The sequence below is a fragment of the Pseudomonas sp. GL_093 genome, assembly GCF_057837605.1.
This window is the reverse complement of record NZ_CM174448.1, coordinates 842,932-858,408: the sequence shown is the minus strand read 5'-3', so window position 1 is coordinate 858,408 and position 15,477 is coordinate 842,932. Positions and strand designations below refer to the sequence as shown.

The window sequence follows — 15,477 nt, the reverse complement described above, 5'->3', positions numbered from 1 at the left end:
ACCCGTACTGTATTGACTGAGGTAGGCCTGAAACTTTAGGTGATGTCGATCTTCGGCTTCAACCGCCGCACTTCGTAGGAATCAGCTCGCAAAAATGCAGGCCACGTCCTACAGCGTTCATACCTCAGCCAACTATTTCGATGCACCAATTGCCATCAATACTCCCACCAGCAAATACCCCATCGCCATCCAGACATCGGATGAAGACCCGAAGCCCTTCTACACTCATCTCTCACACGTCTAAAACACTCACCAAACGAGCCCACATGACCACCCTCAACGACCGCTTGAAGCAAGGCAAGGATGCTCGCAAGAACTGCTCCCGCAGTTCGCAGGCGTCCATGGGGAAAATAAATCGCGACCCGCTGCCGCTGATCAAAACGTCCAGTGAAGGCCGCATCAAGTCGCTGGTCGAGTTGCGCTACGGCCGCATGCTGGTCTCGCCGTTTACCTTCTATCGCGGCAACGCGCTGCTGCAAGCCCACGACTTGGCCGCAACGTCCAACATGGGTCTGGTATCGCCCATCTGCGGTGACAGTCACCTGATGAACTTCGGCGGTTTTGCAACGCCGGAACGCAATCTGCTGTTCAGCGTCAACGACTTCGACGAAGCCCATCCCGGCCCTTGGGAGTGGGACTTGAAACGGCTGGTGGCAAGTTTCGTGGTGGCAGCGCGCGACCTGCGTCATGGCGACACGGTCGAAGAAACGGTCTGCCGCCAGGTGGTCGGCGCCTATCAACAGACCATGCTCGAATGCGCCGAACAAAGCGCCATGGAAACCTGGTACGAGTCCATCAGTTACCGCGATCTGCGGCAGCAGGCGAGCAAAGCGACACTGGAGCATGTAGAGCGCGCCATCGAAAAAGCCGAACGGCGTACCCATGCTGAACTGCTGCCGAAAATCAGTGACCGTGACGCACAGGGCCGACTGATCATTCGCGATGATCTGCCGGAAATTTTCCATTTACACGAAAACACCACGCTGCTGGATGCCGACGACGACTGGCTGCGCCTGTCGGACTGGCGTGCGCTTTACGACGCGTTCATGCGCGACTATCCCGGCACGCTGCAAGCCGACCGTCGCGAGCTGTTGTCGCGTTTTCATGCCCACGACATGGCGTTCAAAGTGGTCGGCGTGGGCAGCGTCGGGACTCGTTGCCTGGTAGCTCTGCTGACCGATGATCAGGAGTTCCCGCTGTTCCTGCAGTTCAAGGAGGCACGTCGTTCGGTGCTTGCCGATTATGTGAAGACTAAATCGCGAGTTCGGCACAACGGTCAGCGCGTGGTCGATGGTCAACGGTTGATGCAATCGGCCAGTGACCTGTTCCTCGGCTGGACCACCGGCCCCAGCGGTCGACACTTCTATGTGCGCCAGTTGCGCGACATGAAAGTCTCGGCTGAACTCGAGACGTTCGATGCAGACACCTTCGCCGCCTACGGACGCATTTGTGGCCGCGCGTTAGCCCGCGCCCATGCCAAATCGTCGGGGAACGCCGCACACATCAGCGGCTACATCGGCAAAAGCGATGCGCTGGCCGACGCGCTATTCAAGTATGCGCAAAGCTACACCGCGCAGAATGAGCGCGACTTCGAACAGTTCCAGCAGGCCTGCCGCAAGGGCCGTTTGCGGGCGCGCTCGGAAGCGGACTTTGCGGCGGATCATTTGCCTTAGGCGTGTTTCACGGGTGCGAAGTAGCGGGCACTCATCGACATGAATTTTTCTTCACCCCACGACCTCTCACCAAACGGTACATTGAACTCGCTCATTCAAGAAACTATGGTTTGCCCGCCCTCCCGCGGGCTTTTTTTTGCCTGCTGTTTTGTTGTATTTCCCCGCTGGCCACGCAATGCTTGCGCGACGATCCCCGTGAACCGGAGCGCCCTATGCCGCTGTTATCCCTACCCTGCAAGCGCTTGACGCTGGCGGTGCTCGACCCTGAACAGGCGGCGCTGGAAAGCGACTTCTACCGGCGCAACCTGAGGCATCTCGCCCGGTGGTCGCCGATTCGCCCCGTCGATTACCACAGCCCTGAACGCATCCGCCCGCGCCTTGAGGTGCAAGCCAGCGCTTTCCAGGCCGGTCTGGCAGTGCATTTCGCGTTGCTGGATCCGGACAACGGCCAGATGATCGGCGCCTGCAACTTCAGCGGCATCACTCGCGGAGCGTTTCAGGCCTGCTATCTCGGTTACCACATCGACGAATCTCATCAGGGCCAGGGCTTGATGCAGGAAGCCCTGGAAGCGGGAATCGGCTACATGTTCGATGAGCAGAAGCTGCACCGGATCATGGCCAATTACATCCCGGGCAATGAACGCAGTGCGCGGCTGCTGGAGCGCCTGGGATTTGAACGTGAAGGCTACGCCAAGGCCTACCTGAGTATCGCCGGGCGCTGGCAGGACCATGTGTTGACCGCGTTGATCAACCCAGCACCGAATACCGCGTTCCGCTAAGCGCTCATCGTGTTATTGCACAACCACCTGTTGCGCAACGTAGGGCAACAGGCAGCCTTTGGCCATCCACTGACAATCCCGGTCCCAACGATAACCGGTTTCCAGGTTGCCTCGTTCGTCATAGTAGTTCAGCCGCAATTGGCTGGGATTCAAATCAAGTTTGGCAAAACCGGCGTGTGCGGTGGCAAACGAGGTGTCCTGCGCTCCGGCGCCAACGGCGTAGAGTTTCTGGCCCCCGGCCCCGGAAACCACCCAGGCTGGCTCGGCAGCGCGTAGCAGCAGTTGCTGATTGTGGTCGTGTCCGGCCAGGAACACGTCGACCTTGTTGCGTTCCAGCGCGGGCAACAACAGGTTGACCAGTTCACCGTCCTCACCATGCTGGCCATGATTGCGGACCGGGTGATGGGCCGCCGCAATGCGCCATACAGGCGCCGGCCCCGGCTGCTGGAAGGCTTGGTCAAGCAAGTCGATCTGACGCTGAAAGGATTCCCGTGGGGCCGAGGTGTCGAGGAACACCATTCGCACCAACGGGCGCCCATCGACGCTGCCGAAATCCTTGACGTAGAAATTGCTCGGCATCTGCCAGCGACCCGAGCCCTTGCGCTGCTGGCCATATTCGAGTTCGAACTTCTGCGACACGGGGTAATCGTGATTGCCCAGCACAGCGAAGAACGGCACATGACTCAGCCACTGGCCCCAATAGACGCGCTCGAATTTCATTTGCCAGCCAAGGTCGTGGGTACTGGTCAGCGGTTTGCCATAGAAGTTGTCGCCCAACAACACGACCATGTCCAGCCGCCCGTCTCTGGCCGCGACTCGCTCCATGGCCTGTCCCACTCGCCACTGTTGCAGATCACCACTGCCCTGATCGCCCAAGGCAATCATCGACACGGCGGAAGGATCCAGACCACTCAACGGAACAAACGGCGCCGGCGGTATAAACATCCAGTACCCGACCATCGCTGCGCCAATCAGTAGGATGACTGCGACGATGCTTAACCTGTGAACAGTTTTTCCGGGCACAAAACGGTTTGCAGCCGGCGATGGAATTGGGGGGCGTTTCAATCAAGGGCTCACTTGGCATGGCCAGCCAGGCATTAAGGGAAAGCAAGGGTTGCTATTAATAGATCACACCAGTTGTTCACACTTTGTTAAGAATTCGCCCCGTATACCTTTTTTTAGCCCGTTGTTTCTCAGTAGGAGCGAGCCTGCTGGCGAAGGCAATTTCCCGAACACCGCCCCACAAGACGGACAACAAAAAACCCGCCACCCTCTTCAGGGTTGGCGGGTTTTGTCGTTCAAGTCTTTTGAATCAGCTAGCCGTCTGCGGCTGTGCAACGCTTTCAGGTCGCTCATGCGCTTGCAGCACCGGTTGCTCCAGCCGCGCTCGCCCATAGAACGCCAGCGCTGTCAGCAAACACGCCAGCCATACGAAAATCCCGGCCCAGAAGGTGTGGGACATGTAGTGCCAGCCTTGCACAACTCGCGTCGTGCCGTAGACGAAACCGAGCAGCAGCGAGCCGTACATCACCGCTTTGGAATAGCGCCAGCGGTAACGACGCGCCACGAAGTACAACGCCAGCATGGTGAAACCGCCCGAGGCATGGCCGCCCGGCCAGCAGCGACCGGGCCCAGCGACTTTCAGCAGATCAAAATTCTGGTACCACTCCTTGTGCTCGATCTTCCCTGCGTACTGGGTCGTTTCGACCGGGCAGTACACGCTGGTGTGGCCCTTGAGGTAGTGGATCACACCGGTGCTGATGGAGAACGCGAACACCACGTAGAGGAAGTCCCGACGGTGCTTGCTGGCGAACCGAAGCACCGGCGCGACTTTGATTTTTTCCAGAAATGCGATGATTTTCGAATGCTTTTCAGCCTTCAGACGAGGCCACAGAAACGACAGCAAGGCGCCGACGATCGCGATCTCTCCGGTCCAGTTCGGGATGATCCGCGCCCATTTATGGGTGATCTTTTCGAACAGATGGACATGATCCAGCGGAAACGTCTGCGTGACCGGGTCATAAAAAAGATCATTGAACGCGATGTCGATTTTGGTCAGGTCGAACAGCAGGAAAACCACGACCGCACAGGCCAGCGGAATGCCAAAGTTCACCCAGTAAAAGCGGTAGCGGGAAGAAGTCAACATCGTGTGTCCTGATCCAGAAAGTGAATTCATTCGGCGGTCACCGAGTGCCAATCCGAGGCTTCGATGACACCGAGCATCCGAGGTGCCTGAGGTGTTTCGGCCGAGATAAACAAAGAAGCGCCGTAGCCGAGGGTAGCGGTCGGCAATTTGAGGTCTTTCTCAAGTTGTGACATGCATTCGCTGTGGGTCACCAGAATCAGGTTTCGCCCGGCCACCTTGTGCGCCAAAGCGTCACGCAGCATGGTGCCCTTGCAATTGATCAACCATTCTTCACCGACCCCGACCTTGTTGAACATGTAGCCAGCAGTCTGCGCTGTACGAAGGATGGGGCTGTTGTAGATGTCGGCCTTGTTCAACCCCAGTTGTTCGAACTGCGCACCGACCTCCACCGCGACGCTGCGAGAGCGTTCGGTAATGCCATCGTTACCGATCAGACAGGGGGCGCTGGAGTGATCGCAGCGTTCAACGTGACGCACCAGCACGATCACGTTGCCCTTGGCCCAATCGGCCTTCAACGCCCGGGCGCCGGCCACATTGCCGTGGGCCAGGTCCGGTACAGCGGCAGGATGCAACAGCCAGACCGTCAGTGCAATCACCAACAGCGCCGAGGTGAGCACGACAGCCGCATTGCGATAGCGGGCAAAACGGCTCAGATCAATCGAGCGTTTTATCCCGAACAGCCTCAGTCTCAATTCCACATCAAACCGCCTCGCCGGCACGCATCACTGTCATTCGATGCCGCGAGGGTAAAGAGGCTGGCGTCGGCAGCCGGTGAAACTCATGTGAAAAAAAGCTTAAGACCGTACGAAAGTCTTGTTACACATCGGTCCTACAAAAACCATTCAGCTCTCGCAATTGCTGCCGATACAGTCCTGCTACACACCTTGCTGGCTACCAAAAACAACAATCTTCCAGCCAACCGACGATCTAGAAGCACAACGTTCCTGGAGGACTTTTGATGAATAGCTGGTTCGGCAATATCAGCGTGAACATGAAGCTGGGCTTGGGGTTCGGCCTGGTCCTGGCCCTGACCTGCGTCCTCGCCCTGACCGGCTGGACGAGCCTGGGCGGATTGATTGACCGCAGCAACTGGATGAGCGACATCACCCAGCTCAATGCCGGCCTGACCAAGCTGCGAGTGGTTCGCCTGCAATACATGCTGACCAACGGCGACGAAACCGCCGCACAGAACGTCCAGACCACGCTCGAGGCGTTCTCCGCACAGCAACAAGCGCTGCTGGTGAAATTCAAGAGCCCGGAAAACCTCAAGCTGCTCAAAGAGCAAGGCGCCGTCATCGACGCCTACAAGACGTCCCTGAACAAAATGCGCAGCGCGTACCGCACCGGTAACAGCGCGCGCGACACCATGGGCGCCAATGCCGACACCGCGAACACGCTGATCAACGCCATCAACACCCGCGTGCAGCAAATGCCTCTGAGCGACCAACGCTTCGAACAATTCCAGGCCATCACGGCAGCCAAGGAAGCGTTCTTGCTGGCCCGCTACGAAGTGCGCGGCTACACCGCGACCACCAACGCCGAGACCGAGCAAAAGGCCGTCGGCCAACTGGACCTGGCCATCGCCAGCCTGAAACCCCTCAACGTGCATTTCGCCGACACTCAGCAAGACGCCCTGCGTCAGCTGGAAACCGCACTGACCAACTACCGCAGCGCCTTGCAGGCTTATAAAGCAGCGAACAGCGATGCGGTGCAGGCGCGCAAGGAAATGACCGACCAGGGCGCCGCCATCGTGACCCTGAGCGATCAGCTGTATCAGATTCAGCTCGACCGTCGTGATGCCGAAAGCGCCCAGGCTCGCACGCTGCAGCTGATCAGCACCTTGCTGGCGTTGCTGGTGGGCATCATTGCTGCCGTGATCATCACCCGTCAGATTACCGGCCCGCTGCGCGACACCTTGGCCGTGGTTGAGCGCATCGCCAGCGGCGACCTGTCCCAGGACGTCAAAGTGACTCGCCGCGACGAACTCGGCGTATTGCAACAAGGCATCGCTCGCATGGGCGTGACCTTGCGCGATTTGATCAGCGGCATCCGCGACGGCGTCGCCCAGATCGCCAGCGCTGCCGAAGAACTGTCCGCCGTGACCGAGCAAACCAGCGCCGGGGTTAACAGCCAGAAGATCGAAACCGATCAAGTGGCCACCGCCATGCACGAGATGACGGCCACCGTGCAGGAAGTCGCGCGCAACGCCGAAGAAGCCTCCCAGGCGGCCGCTGCTGCTGACGGCGAAGCCCGCGAAGGCGACAAGGTTGTCAACGAAGCCATCGCCCAAATCGAACGCTTGGCCACTGAAGTGGCGCGCTCCACCGAAGCCATGAGCGTGCTGCAACAGGAAAGCGACAAGATCGGCAGCGTCATGGACGTGATCAAGGCCGTGGCCGAACAGACCAACCTGCTGGCGCTCAACGCCGCTATCGAAGCCGCCCGTGCCGGTGAAGCCGGTCGAGGCTTTGCCGTGGTTGCCGACGAAGTCCGTGGCCTGGCTCAGCGCACGCAGAAATCCACCGAAGAAATCGAAGGCCTGGTGGCCGGTCTGCAGAACGGCACTCAACAAGTGTCGGCGGTAATGAACAACAGCCGCGCCCTGACCGACAGCAGCGTCGCGCTGACTCGCAAGGCCGGTGTGTCACTGGAAAACATCACCCGCACAGTGTCCAACATCCAGTCGATGAACCAGCAGATCGCCGCCGCTGCCGAGCAGCAAAGCGCCGTGGCTGAAGAGATCAGCCGCAGCATCATCAATGTGCGCGACGTGTCCGAACAGACCGCCGCCGCCAGCGACGAAACGGCTGCATCCAGTGTTGAACTGGCGCGGCTGGGCAATCAGTTGCAGATGATGGTCAGCCACTTTCGGGTGTAATCACACCTGATCGTTCCCACGCTCCCGCGTGGGAACGATCATCAAGCGCTCAGGCCTGCCACGGATTGATCACCTCAACGCCAGGAAACTCAAAGTCCCGGACATTACGGGTCGCAATAGGAGCTCCGTGACTTCGGCAGATTGCGGCAATCTGCGCATCAGCCATCGACGCCGTCCGACCATTAGCTTCACAGCCAGCGACCAGCGTCGCGTACTCCACGGCGGCGTGAGCATCAAAAGGCAAAATCCTTCCGGCAAAGTCCTCTTCGAACATCGCCATCGCATGCGCTTCAAGTTTCTGTTTGCGCTTACCAAACGGGAGTCGGGCAATGCCATGGAGAATCTCTGCCACAGTGACAGCACTGATTGCCAACTCCATCGCGGGTTGTGCATCAACCCAGGCAAGTACTTGAGTGTCAGGTTCGACCCGCATGAACTCTGAAAGAACGTTCGTATCGAGCACTATCATTCGGAGAAATCCACCGCTGTCGCTTTCTCGTGACGCGAAGGAAGATCGAGCTCAACCCCACCGCTGGCGCTGAACCTGTTGCGGATACGGCTTCCTAGCCCTCCTGCGCGATCAATGGTAGCCAGGGCTCTGCCGAGTATCAGACGAGCCTCTTCTTCCATCGAATGCCCATTGTGGGCCGCTGCGATGCGCAGCTGTTCCTTAATCTGATCGTCCAGGTTTCGAATCGTAATGCTGGCCATGACGCCTCCTGCAATCAATGAAATCATTGATTGAGGCTAACACACCTTGTTCCATCAAAACCCGCAGAACCGCCGAACGGCCTTACACACAAATCGCATTGGTAAACACCAACCGATTCCCGAACGGGTCGGTCACGGTCATGTCCTGACTGCCCCACGGCATGGCCTGGATTTGTGGGTGTGCGAACTTATATTCCTTGGCCAGCAACTGCTGCTGGAACACTTCCAACTCATCAGTCTCAATCCGCAATGCCGAGCCCGGCGTGCTGTCTCCGTGGTGCTCTGACAAGTGCAGCACGCATTCGCCGCGAGAGACTTGCAGGTACAACGGAAAGTTGGGCTCGAAACGATGCTGCCAGTCGATCTTGAATCCCAGGAAGTCGACGTAGAACTCCACGGCCTTGATTTCATCGAAAATCCGCAGGATCGGGGTGGTTTTGCCGAAGCTCATGGAGTTGCTCCCAGACTGATAAGGCCCAGAGTGTAGCTGGGCGAGATGTCAGCGCTTCGGCTTGGCGATGGCTTTCTTTAGTCTCAATGTGCCATCACTGTGACGCAGCACTCGGAATGTTTACTGGAATCCGTCACGCAAGTCCCCTTGCCGCGCCAGAAACCGCCCTTCCCTTCTACCGTTTGCCTGGCCTTCGCTGTAACTCAAGACACCGTTGACCCAAACCCCATCGATACCTTCCGCCGCTCGTTGCGGATCATTGAAATCCGCTACATCGCGAATCGTCACAGGATTGAACAACACCAGATCCGCCCAATGCCCTTCACGGATTTCGCCACGTTCCTTCAAGCCAAATCGCGCCGCCGACAACCCGGTCATCTTGTGCACGGCGGTGTGCAGCGGAAACAGCCCTACGTCACGACTGAAATGTCCGAGCACGCGTGGGAATGCCCCCCACAAGCGTGGATGCGGGAACGGGTCTTCCGGCAATCCGTCAGAGCCCACCATCGACAGCGGATGGGCGAGGATTCTTCTTACATCGGCTTCGTCCATTCCGTAGTACACCGCGCCGGCCGGTTGCAGGCGTCGAGCGGCATCAAGTAGCGGCACGCCCCACTCGGCGGCGATGTCCATCAGGTCACGGCCACCCACTTCAGGGTGCGGCGTGGACCAGGTGATGGTGATGCGATGAGCGTCGGTGACTTGCTTGAGGTCCAGCGTCGATGAACTCGCCGCGTAGGGATAACAGTCGCAGCCCACCGGGTGGGTTTTCGCCGCGTGTTCGAGGGACGCTAGCAGTTGCGGACTGCGTCCCCAGTTACCGGCGCCGGCGCATTTGAGGTGGGAAATGATCACGGGGGATTTCGCATGACGGCCGATCTGGAATGCCTCGTCCATGGCCTCCAGCACCGGCTCGAATTCGCTGCGCAAATGGGTGGTGTAGACCGCGCCGAAGGCGGTCAGCTCTTCGGTCAGTTGCATGACTTCATCGGTGGAAGCCGAGAACGCGTTGGCATAGGCAAGTCCCGTGGATAAGCCCAAGGCACCGGCCTCAAGGCTCTCGCGCAATTGCTCGCGCATCGCGCTGATTTCGTCCGGCGTGGCGGTGCGAAACAGATCGTCGAGGTGATTGCTGCGCAGCGCCGTATGGCCGACCAGTGCGGCCACGTTCAGCGTGGTGTTCGCCGCTTCGACAGCTGCACGGTAGTCGCTGAACCTCGGGTAAACGAACGCTGCTGCGGTGCCGAGCAGGTTCATCGGGTCGGGAGGATCGCCGCGCAAACTCACCGGCGAAGCGCTGATCCCGCAGTTGCCGACAATCACCGTGGTCACGCCCTGGCTGAGCTTGGGCAGCATCTGCGGCTGGCGGATCACCACGGTGTCGTCGTGGGTGTGCACGTCGATGAAACCCGGCGCCAACACGCGGCCGGCGGCGTCAATTTCTTCGGTGGCGCTGGCATCGTGCAAGTCGCCGATGCGCTCGATGCGGCCGTTCAGAATCGCCACGTCGGCGGGATAACCAGGCGCGTTGCTGCCGTCGATAATCAGGGCGTTGCGGATCAGCGTGTCGTACATCATGTCAGTCTCCCAGCGGCAAGTGATCGTCGCCGCCGCGGTAATCGTCGAGGGCGAGTTTGATCCGCCGCAGACGCTCTTGATTGTCTTCAGGATTGGCCAGCGCCAGCTCGGTGGCAAGCACGTCGATGGCCAGCAACATGCCGTAGCGCGCCGCCGTGGGTTTGTAGATAAAGGAGGTTTCGACGCCTTGCAGCGGCAGCAGCACATCAGCCAATTGCGCCAGCGGCGACTCGGCCCGGGTGATGGCGAGAATTCGTGCACCGTAGCTGCGCGCCAGCTCGACGGCCTCGAGCAGTTCGGGGGTGATGCCGGTCAGCGAGCAGGCAATGACGGCGCGTTCGGCATCGAGGCTGGCGGCGGTAACGCGCATCATCACCGGGTCGTGGCACACCGCAATCGGGTAGCCGAATCGCACCAGCCGCACTTGCAGTTCATCACTGCACAAGGTCGAGCATCCGCCCATGCCGAAGGCGTGAATCATCCGCGCCTTGCCCAGCAATTTCACCGCGTCGGCGAAACGCGACTCATCGAAGGCCGACAGATGCTGGCGCAAGGTCGACTCGATATCACCAACGATCTGCCCATAAAACGCCGACTGCTCGGGTGTGCCCGCCGGGTCGAGGAAACGACTGCCGACGCCGCTGGCTTGGGCCAGTTGCAGGCGCAGATCGCGCAAGTCGCGGCAGCCGACCGTACGAGCAAAACGCGAGAGCGTGGCGGTGCTGACTTCCGCCCTCAGAGCCAGTTCATCGAGGCTGGCGGCGGAGGCAAATCCTACGTCGTCGAGCATCAGCCGAGCGATGCGTCCTTCACCCGCGCTGAAGGAGTCCTGACGGGCGCGGATCTGGTAGAGGATGTCCATGGCGGGCGGCTCCGGCTAAAGCAGGTAAGAAAGGCCAACGGTCAGACCGAAGGCGACCACCGAGATAATGGTCTCGAGCACCGTCCAGGTCTTGAAAGTCTGGGCGACGGTCATGTTGAAGTATTCCTTGATCAACCAGAAGCCGCCGTCATTGACGTGAGAAAAGATAACCGACCCCGCGCCCGTCGCCAGCACCAACAGCTCTGGATGGGGATAACCCAGACCAATGGCCACCGGCGCGACGATGCCCGACGCGGTGGTCATGGCCACCGTGGCAGAACCGGTGGCGATGCGCATCAACGCAGCGAACAGCCAGCCCATCAACAGCGGCGATAGGTGGAATACCTGGGCAAGGCTGACGATTTGGTCGGTGACGCCAGCGTCCACCAGAATCCGGTTCAAGCCACCGCCCGCGCCCACCAGCAAGGTGATGCTGGCGGTTGGTGCCAGGCATTCGTTGGTGAATTTGAGGATCGATTCACGGTTGAAGCCTTGGGCCAGACCGAGGGTCCAGAAACTCAGTAAAGTCGCCAGCAGCAAGGCGATTACCGAGTTGCCGATGAACAACAGGAACTGGTTGAAACCGCTGCCCGGCGTGGAAATCAGATTGGCCCAGCCACCGACCAGCATCAGCACCACTGGCAACAGAATGGTCGCCATGGTGATGCCGAAACCCGGCAGGCTGTCGCGCGGTTCACGCTCGAGGAACTGACGCTCCAGCGGGTTATCTTCCGGCAGTTGAATGCGCGGCACGATGAACTTGGCGTACAGGGGGCCGGCGATGATCGCGGTCGGAATCCCGATCAGGATCGCGTAGAGCAAGGTCTGCCCCACCGAGGCCTGATAGGCCTGCACTGCCAGCATCGCCGCCGGGTGTGGCGGCACTAGGGCATGGACCACCGAGAGCCCGGCGACCATTGGCAAACCGACCATCAGAATCGAAACGCCCACGCGCCGCGCCACGGTGAAAGCAATCGGCACCAGCAGTACAAAACCGACTTCGAAAAACAGCGGCAGTCCTACAAGAAAAGCGATGCAAACCATCGCCCAGTGGGCATTTTTCTCACCGAAGCGGTCGATCAACGTTCGCGCCATCTGCTCGGCGCCGCCAGACTCGGCCATCATCTTGCCAAGCATCGTGCCCAGTGCGACCACCAGCGCGATATGGCCCAGCGTCTTGCCGACACCCGCCTCGTACGCCCCCACCACGCCCGACGGCGGCATCCCGGCCAGCAGCGCCAGGCCGATGGACACCAAGGTAATGACAATGAACGGATTGAGCCGGTAACGGGCGATCAGAACGATCAGCGCGATGATGGCGATGGCGGCGTAAACCAGCAGCCAATAGCCGAAGGACGGTGTCATGCGGTACTCCTCGAAAGGGTCACGTCGAATGGGTTGTGAAACTCATAAAACATTTAGAGGCGTGATTTTCAAACGAGGTGAAAGTAATTTTCGTGGAGGGATAAGGGTTGTCGCGCAGAGGTATGCGGGGGCGTGAGTTATGAAAGTCGGATAGGGGAATTTTCATCGCCCTCACGCTGATCGTTCCCACGCTCCGCGTCACTAGTGTCCGGTAAAACCTTTTCAAAGCTGAAGGCTGCCTTGGGCAGCCTTCAGCTTTGTTCGCTTTTGCCTTCGGTGTTCCAGGTGTTCGATGCTTAATGGGCGTTCGAACAAGCTGTGGGTTAGCCGAATGGCAAAGTCTGAAATAGACCCGGAGCAACCTGAACGGCGCTGGTAAAGATGCAGCAAAAGATAGGTAATCAAGGCGCTGTAGATCTGCAAACGAACGGCATTTTCAGAGAAGCCGAAATACCGTTTGAGCTTGAGGTTTTGCTTGATCCACTTGAAAAACAGCTCGATTTGCCAACGTTGTTTGTACAGATCGGCGATCTCCTCCGCTGAGCGAGAGAAGTCGTTGGTGACCAGAATCAATGGCGTTTCGTGGTCCTCTCGGCGGACCTGAACCCGACGCACAGCCTGATTTTGGTAGTGATTCGGACGTCGAGCGTTCAGGTATTTCTTACCGAACAAGACCGATTCATCCGCCTCAATGAATTCCGGTGCACCCTGTTCCCTCAAGTTTTCTACCGGCTTTAGATTGGCGTTTTTCTTCAGTCGTGTGACGAAGAAAGAACCCATCTGATCAATCTGGTGCCACCAGTTGTAGTCGCAGTAACCCTTGTCGAAAACGTACGTCATACCCGCTTCAAGCGGCATGGTCAGGGCATCGCTCAGATCGTTGACGTTGGCGGCGGTGATGTTTACGTAAGTCGGGGCTGTTTGCTGTGGATCGATGGCCACATGCACCTTCAAGCCTTGGGTTATGCGGGTTTTCGTCGCGGTGGTCCATTCGTCAAAACCGGGTCCGCGCAGGCTGATCGAGGTCGAATCGATCAGGGTGATCATGGCTTCGAGCGACTTGCGCTGCTTGCGGCCAATGCCCTGAAGCAGGTGCTCGCAGGCCAGCCGAAACGGCTCTGAGCTGCGCTTGTTCAACGCATCACAAAGGGTTGAACGCACCATGTTTTTGGCGTTGAGGTGGTGACGATGGGGTTGCAGCGACTGTGAAGCTGTCGCCAACGTGCGCAAGCTTTTGGCTTGTGTCAGCTGGCCAAAAATCAACGTGACGAGCAGATCCCAGGACGTGAATTGTTTGGCGTAACGATCAGCGCCACAGCGTTTGACGGCGGCTTTGAAGAGCTGATGAGGAAGGGCCTGGAGCATTTGCGCAAATCGAGTGCTGCTGAACATGGGCGAAAATCGAGTCTGAAAACCTGATTATTGCTTACGAAGCAGGCACAGCAAGGGGGAGCAAGCTCCCCCTTGGGTTTTTACCGGACACTAGTGACGCTCCGCGTGGGAACGATCGGTTGTCAGTCTCAGTCGTGATTCACGCGGGCGCGTTTGAGCAGTTTCTTGCAGCGTTCGGACAAGTGCAGCACGCGCAGCTGTTTGCCGGCCTTGGTGTAGCGCTCGCGTAAGGTCTTGAGCGCGGCGATGGCCGAGTAGTCGACGAAGCTCAAGTGGCGACAGTCGATCGTCACCACGGATGGGTCATTGGCAGGATCGAATTGGTTGAGAAAAGGCGCAGTCGAGGCGAAGAACAGTGTGCCATGCAGAAGGTAAAGCTTGCTGCCATCGGCTTCGAGGTGACTGTCGGCATAAAGCTCGCGGGCCTGTTGCCAGGCAAAGTTGAGCGCCGCAATGATGATCCCGCAGAGCACGGCGGTGGCCAGATCGGTGAACACGGTAATGACCGTTACCGCGATGATCACCAACACGTCGTTCAGCGGCACCTTGTTCACCACCCGCAACGAAGCCCAGGCAAACGTCTGCTGCGACACCACGAACATCACCCCGACCAATGCGGCAAGCGGGATGCGCTCGATCAGCGGCGAGAGGAAGAGGATGAACAGTAAAATCATCACCCCGGCCACCACACCGGACAGCCGACCGCGACCGCCGGAACTGAGGTTGATCACGGTCTGGCCGATCATGGCGCAGCCGCCCATGCCGCCAAACACACCGGAGACCATGTTGGCAGCGCCCAGCGCCACACACTCACGATCCGGGTAGCCGCGGCGTTCAGTGATTTCATCGGTGAGGTTCAGGGTCAGCAAGGTTTCCAGCAGGCCAACCAACGCCATCAATATCGCGTAGGGCGCCATGATGCGCAGGGTTTCCAGGGTCCAGGGGATGTCTGGCAGCGCAAACGTCGGCAAGCCGCCGGCGATGTGCGCCATGTCACCCAAGGTGCGGGTCGGCAAGCCGAGCAGATAAACCGCCAGCCCAACACCCAGAATCGCCACCAGCGCCGGCGGCACGGCGCGCGTCAGGCGCGGCAGCACGTAGACGATGGCCATCGTCACGGCAACCAACCCTGCCATCAGGTACAGCGGCGTGCCTCTGAGCCAGACGTCACCGCTCTTGAAGTGCTCCAGCTGCGCCAGGGCAATGATGATCGCCAGGCCGTTGACGAAGCCGAGCATCACCGGGTGCGGCACCATGCGCACCAGCTTGCCAAGCTTCAGCAACCCAAACGCCAGCATGATCAGCCCACCCAGCAACACGGTGGCCAGCAAATACTGCACGCCGTGCTGCACCACCAGCGCGACGATCACCACGGCCATCGACCCGGCAGCGCCGGACACCATGCCCGGCCGCCCACCGAAAAGCGCGGTCAGGGTGCAAATGATGAAAGCGCCGTAAAGCCCCATCAATGGATTGAGGTGCGCAACCAGCGCGAAGGCGATGCATTCGGGTAGAAGAGCGAAAGACGTGGTGAGTCCGGCCAGGACATCGGCGCGCAGACGTTTGGGTTTCATGGCTGACCTAAAATACAGGCGGGAAAAGAGGGAGCGGATGTTACGGAATTGAGGGCGGCACGGCCAGT

The 15,477-nt window shown here is 59.2% G+C and carries 14 protein-coding genes and 1 pseudogene; 4 read left to right on the top strand and 11 right to left on the bottom strand.

Translation table 11 applies throughout. The features are described from left to right. The first annotated feature begins 266 nt into the window (after positions 1-266). Both AC3IUE_RS03730 and rimJ read left to right on the top strand, forming a co-directional pair. Positions 267-1,673, top strand: coding sequence for a DUF2252 domain-containing protein (locus AC3IUE_RS03730; RefSeq protein ID WP_489265640.1), 1,407 nt, complete (start codon positions 267-269; stop codon positions 1,671-1,673). 212 nt (positions 1,674-1,885) lie between these two features. After that, complete coding sequence (rimJ, locus tag AC3IUE_RS03725; RefSeq protein WP_489265638.1) at positions 1,886-2,452, top strand: ribosomal protein S5-alanine N-acetyltransferase; 567 nt, start codon at positions 1,886-1,888, stop codon at positions 2,450-2,452. 12 nt (positions 2,453-2,464) lie between these two features. Here rimJ and AC3IUE_RS03720 read toward each other — a convergent pair whose 3' ends face one another. From AC3IUE_RS03720 to pmrG, 3 genes are all read right to left on the bottom strand, one after another. Then, on the bottom strand, positions 2,465-3,397 hold the full coding sequence (locus tag AC3IUE_RS03720; protein ID WP_489265636.1) for a metallophosphoesterase: 933 nt from the start codon (positions 3,395-3,397) through the stop codon (positions 2,465-2,467). A 367-nt stretch (positions 3,398-3,764) separates the two neighbouring features. Next, positions 3,765-4,598 carry a phosphatase PAP2 family protein gene (locus tag AC3IUE_RS03715; RefSeq protein ID WP_461996921.1) on the bottom strand — a complete coding sequence of 278 codons (834 nt, stop codon included), beginning with the start codon at positions 4,596-4,598 and terminating at the stop codon, positions 3,765-3,767. Between the two features lie 26 nt (positions 4,599-4,624). Beyond that, positions 4,625-5,296: a lipopolysaccharide core heptose(II)-phosphate phosphatase PmrG gene (gene pmrG / locus AC3IUE_RS03710; protein WP_461996920.1), complete on the bottom strand. Its 672-nt coding sequence runs from the start codon at positions 5,294-5,296 to the stop codon at positions 4,625-4,627. 260 nt (positions 5,297-5,556) lie between these two features. On the opposite strand from pmrG, the pseudogene AC3IUE_RS03705 reads away from it, so the two are divergent. Beyond that, positions 5,557-6,570 (top strand): annotated as a pseudogene (locus tag AC3IUE_RS03705) (methyl-accepting chemotaxis protein); the annotation flags it as partial. 42 nt (positions 6,571-6,612) lie between these two features. Next, entirely contained in the window at positions 6,613-7,476 is an 864-nt protein-coding gene (locus AC3IUE_RS03700; protein WP_409201448.1) for a methyl-accepting chemotaxis protein, read from the top strand. A gap of 49 nt (positions 7,477-7,525) precedes the next feature. Here AC3IUE_RS03700 and AC3IUE_RS03695 read toward each other — a convergent pair whose 3' ends face one another. From AC3IUE_RS03695 to AC3IUE_RS03660, 8 genes are all read right to left on the bottom strand, one after another. Continuing rightward, positions 7,526-7,945, bottom strand: a complete 420-nt coding sequence (locus AC3IUE_RS03695) for a type II toxin-antitoxin system VapC family toxin (RefSeq protein ID WP_489265633.1) — start codon at positions 7,943-7,945, stop codon at positions 7,526-7,528. Next, entirely contained in the window at positions 7,942-8,187 is a 246-nt protein-coding gene (locus AC3IUE_RS03690) for a FitA-like ribbon-helix-helix domain-containing protein (RefSeq protein WP_223433132.1), read from the bottom strand. The genes AC3IUE_RS03695 and AC3IUE_RS03690 overlap by 4 nt, the downstream gene beginning before the upstream one ends. A gap of 82 nt (positions 8,188-8,269) precedes the next feature. Continuing rightward, positions 8,270-8,638, bottom strand: coding sequence for a glyoxalase superfamily protein (locus AC3IUE_RS03685; RefSeq protein ID WP_056740987.1), 369 nt, complete (start codon positions 8,636-8,638; stop codon positions 8,270-8,272). 120 nt (positions 8,639-8,758) lie between these two features. After that, entirely contained in the window at positions 8,759-10,216 is a 1,458-nt protein-coding gene (locus AC3IUE_RS03680; RefSeq protein WP_489265630.1) for an N-acyl-D-amino-acid deacylase family protein, read from the bottom strand. A gap of 1 nt (position 10,217) precedes the next feature. Then, positions 10,218-11,078: a MurR/RpiR family transcriptional regulator gene (locus AC3IUE_RS03675; RefSeq protein ID WP_489265628.1), complete on the bottom strand. Its 861-nt coding sequence runs from the start codon at positions 11,076-11,078 to the stop codon at positions 10,218-10,220. A gap of 15 nt (positions 11,079-11,093) precedes the next feature. After that, positions 11,094-12,443 (bottom strand): GntP family permease, encoded by a 1,350-nt coding sequence (locus tag AC3IUE_RS03670; protein WP_008149082.1) that lies wholly within the window; start codon positions 12,441-12,443, stop codon positions 11,094-11,096. Between the two features lie 222 nt (positions 12,444-12,665). After that, positions 12,666-13,835 carry an IS4 family transposase gene (locus tag AC3IUE_RS03665; protein ID WP_489263986.1) on the bottom strand — a complete coding sequence of 390 codons (1,170 nt, stop codon included), beginning with the start codon at positions 13,833-13,835 and terminating at the stop codon, positions 12,666-12,668. A 128-nt stretch (positions 13,836-13,963) separates the two neighbouring features. Further along, entirely contained in the window at positions 13,964-15,409 is a 1,446-nt protein-coding gene (locus tag AC3IUE_RS03660) for a SulP family inorganic anion transporter (RefSeq protein WP_489265626.1), read from the bottom strand. Between the last annotated feature and the right edge of the window lie 68 nt (positions 15,410-15,477).

Coding starts and splice junctions, on each gene's coding strand:
- AC3IUE_RS03730 (WP_489265640.1), top strand. CDS start 267: ATGACCACCCTCAACGACCGCTTGAAGCAAGGCAAGGATGCTCGCAAG.
- rimJ (WP_489265638.1), top strand. CDS start 1,886: ATGCCGCTGTTATCCCTACCCTGCAAGCGCTTGACGCTGGCGGTGCTC.
- AC3IUE_RS03720 (WP_489265636.1), bottom strand. CDS start 3,397: ATGTTTATACCGCCGGCGCCGTTTGTTCCGTTGAGTGGTCTGGATCCT.
- AC3IUE_RS03715 (WP_461996921.1), bottom strand. CDS start 4,598: ATGTTGACTTCTTCCCGCTACCGCTTTTACTGGGTGAACTTTGGCATT.
- AC3IUE_RS03700 (WP_409201448.1), top strand. CDS start 6,613: ATGGGCGTGACCTTGCGCGATTTGATCAGCGGCATCCGCGACGGCGTC.
- AC3IUE_RS03695 (WP_489265633.1), bottom strand. CDS start 7,945: ATGATAGTGCTCGATACGAACGTTCTTTCAGAGTTCATGCGGGTCGAA.
- AC3IUE_RS03690 (WP_223433132.1), bottom strand. CDS start 8,187: ATGGCCAGCATTACGATTCGAAACCTGGACGATCAGATTAAGGAACAG.
- AC3IUE_RS03685 (WP_056740987.1), bottom strand. CDS start 8,638: ATGAGCTTCGGCAAAACCACCCCGATCCTGCGGATTTTCGATGAAATC.
- AC3IUE_RS03680 (WP_489265630.1), bottom strand. CDS start 10,216: ATGATGTACGACACGCTGATCCGCAACGCCCTGATTATCGACGGCAGC.
- AC3IUE_RS03675 (WP_489265628.1), bottom strand. CDS start 11,078: ATGGACATCCTCTACCAGATCCGCGCCCGTCAGGACTCCTTCAGCGCG.
- AC3IUE_RS03670 (WP_008149082.1), bottom strand. CDS start 12,443: ATGACACCGTCCTTCGGCTATTGGCTGCTGGTTTACGCCGCCATCGCC.
- AC3IUE_RS03665 (WP_489263986.1), bottom strand. CDS start 13,835: ATGTTCAGCAGCACTCGATTTGCGCAAATGCTCCAGGCCCTTCCTCAT.
- AC3IUE_RS03660 (WP_489265626.1), bottom strand. CDS start 15,409: ATGAAACCCAAACGTCTGCGCGCCGATGTCCTGGCCGGACTCACCACG.